5 protein-coding genes are annotated in these 4,015 nt (G+C 60.2%); 3 read left to right on the top strand and 2 right to left on the bottom strand.

Going from position 1 to position 4,015, the window contains the following annotated elements:
- Positions 1 to 260 precede the first annotated feature (260 nt).
- Complete coding sequence (locus ACYPYD_RS14750) at positions 261 to 1,154, bottom strand: LysR family transcriptional regulator (protein WP_007705230.1); 894 nt, start codon at positions 1,152 to 1,154, stop codon at positions 261 to 263.
- Between the two features lie 96 nt (positions 1,155 to 1,250).
- On the opposite strand from ACYPYD_RS14750, the gene ACYPYD_RS14745 reads away from it, so the two are divergent.
- Positions 1,251 to 1,580 (top strand): nuclear transport factor 2 family protein, encoded by a 330-nt coding sequence (locus ACYPYD_RS14745; RefSeq protein WP_007705231.1) that lies wholly within the window; start codon positions 1,251 to 1,253, stop codon positions 1,578 to 1,580.
- Positions 1,577 to 2,254, top strand: a complete 678-nt coding sequence (locus tag ACYPYD_RS14740; RefSeq protein ID WP_459663882.1) for an SDR family NAD(P)-dependent oxidoreductase — start codon at positions 1,577 to 1,579, stop codon at positions 2,252 to 2,254. The genes ACYPYD_RS14745 and ACYPYD_RS14740 overlap by 4 nt, the downstream gene beginning before the upstream one ends.
- A 115-nt stretch (positions 2,255 to 2,369) precedes the next feature.
- Here ACYPYD_RS14740 and ACYPYD_RS14735 read toward each other — a convergent pair whose 3' ends face one another.
- Positions 2,370 to 3,395 carry an IS110 family RNA-guided transposase gene (locus ACYPYD_RS14735; protein ID WP_289357459.1) on the bottom strand — a complete coding sequence of 342 codons (1,026 nt, stop codon included), beginning with the start codon at positions 3,393 to 3,395 and terminating at the stop codon, positions 2,370 to 2,372.
- A gap of 159 nt (positions 3,396 to 3,554) precedes the next feature.
- On the opposite strand from ACYPYD_RS14735, the gene ACYPYD_RS14730 reads away from it, so the two are divergent.
- The coding region (locus ACYPYD_RS14730) for a transposase (protein WP_459663880.1) at positions 3,555 to 4,015 on the top strand (461 nt) is incomplete at its 3' end.

Raw genomic sequence — 4,015 nt, 5'->3', positions numbered from 1 at the left:
TGCCGGTTCGCTCCCGCAACCTCAAAGCTGGCGGGAGCGAACCACGAAGGCGTGTCGCCGCGACCTTCCGCATTCCCGGATTATCGCATTATGCCGAGAGTCGCGATTGAGCTAGACCCGACCCTTTGCAGCCGCTCAGGGTGCAAATCCTGATCCCCAAGTGCGGAAGGTCCGGTATTTTGGCATGTCGACCCTGGTACCGCCATTCAGCCTAGCACGGAGAATGGCAGTTGATGGCAAAAGCAGTCCCGGCAAGTCGGTTACACGGGTGATTGTCGCGCCATCTCGATCAGGGCCCTGAAAGCAGCTGAAGCATTTCGCCGGCTAGGATAATAGAGGCACAAGGGTGCGAGCGGCGGCGTCCAGTCTTCCAAAACACGGATCAGGCGTCCCGCCTGGATGTCGTCCCGGACATCGATTTCCATGAAATAACCGATGCCGACATGATCGAGCACGGCGATGCGCGACAAGCTCGCCTCGTCCAGCGTTATGGGGCCGGAAACGTCGATTAAAACGGGCTGGCCGTTCTTCTCGAAGTGCCAGCGATGCAGCGCGCCGTTTGGCAGCCGGATGCGCAAGCAGGAGTGGTGAAGTAGGTCCGGGGGTGTGCGTGGTTTGTCGTTGGCCTCGAAATATTCAGGCGACGCCACGACGGCAAAACTGCGCGGAGGTCCGACTGGAATGGCGATCATGTCGGTCGGCACCAGGTTTGCGGTTCGCAATCCGAGGTCGAACCCCTCAGCGACGATGTCGACAATCCGGCCCTCGGTGACGAGATCGATATGAACCTTGGGATAATGTCGCAGGAACTTCAGCAAAAGTGGGCCGAGTATCTCCCGTGCGCCTGTGGCGAAGGCATTGATCCGCAGAGTTCCGGAGGGTGTTTCCTGCTGTGACCGAGCGGCTCCCATCGCTTCGTGGAGAGTGCTCACAGCGGGTCCAACCTGCTCGACGAAATTTCGTCCAGCATCGGTGAGGGACACGCTGCGAGTCGTGCGATTGAACAGTCGGACGCCAAGCTGCCCTTCCAACTTGCCGATGGCATTGCTTAGCGCAGTGGTGGAAAGCCCCAGTTCCAGCGCTGCCGCGCGGAACGATGCCCGCCGCGCTATCGCGAGCACAGCGTCAAATTCGATCAAACCGTGTTTCGACATTGTCCCGCCTTTCGCAACGCCACATGCCGGTTTAGCCCGATTATCACAATCATTGTACGGCGCTAAATTCTCCTCGTCACCGCAAGGAGCATAGCAATGCCGATCGAACTACCCGAACCCATCGCCGACTATGTCGCGGCCAACGCACGGCTCGATGCAGACGCCATGCTCAAGCCGTTTGCTGCTGACGCGGCTTTCCTGGATAATGGGAAGCGCTTTGAGGGCCACGACCAGATCCGGACCCTGTTCGAGGAAGAGGTCATCGCCGTGAAAGCCATCTTCACACCGGATGCGATCCGCCGCGAAGATGGTCTGGTCGTCGTCGAAGGCCCCGCCCATGGCGACTTTCCCGGTAGTCCCATCCGCTTCACCTACCGCTTCGCGATCGAAGCCGATGCGATCAAGGCAGTGGAGGTCACGGCATGACGATCAAGGCTGATCGGACCGAGTTCGCAGGAAAGCGCGTACTCGTCAGCGGCGGCACCAAAGGTGCGGGCCGCGCCACGGTCGACCGGTTTCTGGCCGGAGGCGCGCGCGTCATCACCGCCGCGCGCGGAACGCCGGAGCCCATCGACGGAGTGGAGTTCGTCCAGGCCGACCTCGCAACCCCGGAAGGCAGCAAGGCGCTGGCGGATGCTGCTCTCGAACGCCTAGGCGGCATTGACATTCTCGCGCATGTCATCGGCGGTTCGTCCACGCCGGGCGGCGGCTTCGTTGCCCTGACCGATGAACACTGGCTTGCGGAATTGAGCCTCAACCTTTTGGCGACCGTCCGCCTCGATCGCCTGCTGGTGCCCAAGATGATCGAACAGGGCGCCGGTGAGGTGGTGCCGGTTTTTCGGACAGGGTCGTTTAATCGCAAAGAGGTCAAGGGGAACCCGGCGCGGCCTTCCTCGGTCTACGATTGCTTGATCGCAGACGGTTTGGTGATCGTGGTTTTCAGCAGCGCCAGCATCAGTCGCGCTGGTATGTCGTTTGTCGGGTACAGGGTCGTTTACGCGGTCGAGACACGCCCGCCGCAGGATAGGTCTTCGTGGGCCGGGATCTTCCAATGTGTTAAACGCACTTGCCGAGAAATGATGGCAATGCGGCCTGTGTAGCGGAATGATCCTGTCCGCGTCCCGACAGGGACGAAGCAGCGCGTCCATGCCATGAACGCTAACTGAGAAAAGCTTTCAGTTCTGCAGAGTTCCAACCCTTGCTGTTTGACGCACGTCAGGCAGCGGGTGTCATCGAACGATCGAACAGTTCACCCGTCCGGAGCATGGCATGCATGATCACTGCGAGCTTGCGTGCGACCGCGACGGCAGCTCGTTTGAAGCCGATCTTTTCCTTGAGTTTCAAGCCCCAGATACGCAGCGCGCTTTCCGCCGTGCTGCGCGTCAGGATCACGGTCGCGGCTTCATAGAGCAAGCCGCGTAGATGGTTGTCGCCTCGCCGGGATATATGGCCGTCGTAATCGACTTCGCCCGACTGGTAACGCCTGGTGGTCAAGCCGATCCAGGCACCCACCGAACGCGACTTCCTGAAGTTTTCCGGATCCTCGATTGCTGCAACGAAGGAGGAAGCCGTCACTGCACCGACGCCTGGGATCGACGAAAGCAGCTGACATTGCTCGCTTGCGCGCGCCGACGCGACCAGCTGTTTGCTCAACCCGGCGGCGCTAGCGCGCATGCCTCGCCAAGCCTCGAGCACGGGCAGGATGATCTGCTCGAGCCCTGCATTGCTCGCCAGCAAGCTACGCACATGGCCCTCAAACACGCGGCCTGCCCCCTTGGGAACGACCAGGCCGAACGTCTTCATCAGACCGCGGATCTGGTTCGACAGCTGGACCGCCACTTTCAGCATCTGATTGCGCGCTGTGATCAGCGTACGGGTCAGCATGCTGTCAAAGCTTTTCACGCGCACCTCGCGGTAAAAGCCAACCTCGGCAAGATGCGCAAGTCCATCCGCATCATTTGCATCGGTCTTGTTCCTCGCCATATCGAGTGCCGCCTTGGCGTGACGGGCATCAATGCAAATCGCCGGCAAGCCTTCCAGCGCCAGTGCGTGATAGAACCAGACCGACAGAGGCCCTGTTTCGAACACGACCCGTTTCGGGTTGAGAGCGCGCTTGCGGATGACCTCTGCTATAAGTCTGGGATCAGACGGACATTTGCCGCGCCAGATTCGCTGGCCGCCTTCACGGACCGAGATGAAAGTAGCTTTCAACGATACGTCGAGGCCGATAAACTGTTCCATGGTTGTCTCCCGTTCGATGCTGGGCCCGGTGTCAATCGTGAGCCCGTATTTCATCTTATCGGGGGGCAACCACCCAACCAACGCAACCGTGACGACGTTGCCAACCCCGCGATTACCCTATGTGTTAAGCTACTCCCGATCTGATGGATTGGTACGGGAATGAAGACGACGAGGAAGCGCTACAGCGCGGATTTCAAGGCGAAGGTGGCGCTGGAGGCGATCCGGGGCGACCTGACGCTGGCAGAGTTGGCTGCCAAGCATGGCGTGCACCATACGATGATCGCATCGTGGAAGCGGCAGGCCATCGAAGGAATGGCGAGCAGCTTTTCTGGAGCCGGAGATGTGGCCAAGGCTGTCAGCGAGAGCGAGGTCGAGAAGTTGCACGCCAAGATCGGGCAACTGGTCGTGGAGCGGGATTTATATGTGGGGCCTTGTGTCAAGCGGCGCGCGCAGGACCTGCGGCAGACCTTGACTGGTTGCCTTTGTCATTCCGTCGGGATCGGCGGGGTCGATCGTCCTGGTGCAGGCGTGCGACTGGCGCATCAACTTATATCCGGCAGCTCCATGACGGCTTGCCACAATCCTGCATGCACGGCTCAGACGCTCAAGGGGACGGTTTC

This window comes from Novosphingobium sp. 11B, assembly GCF_054589055.1.
The sequence above is the reverse complement of the archived record's forward strand: the minus strand, read 5'-3'. Positions and strand labels throughout refer to the sequence as shown.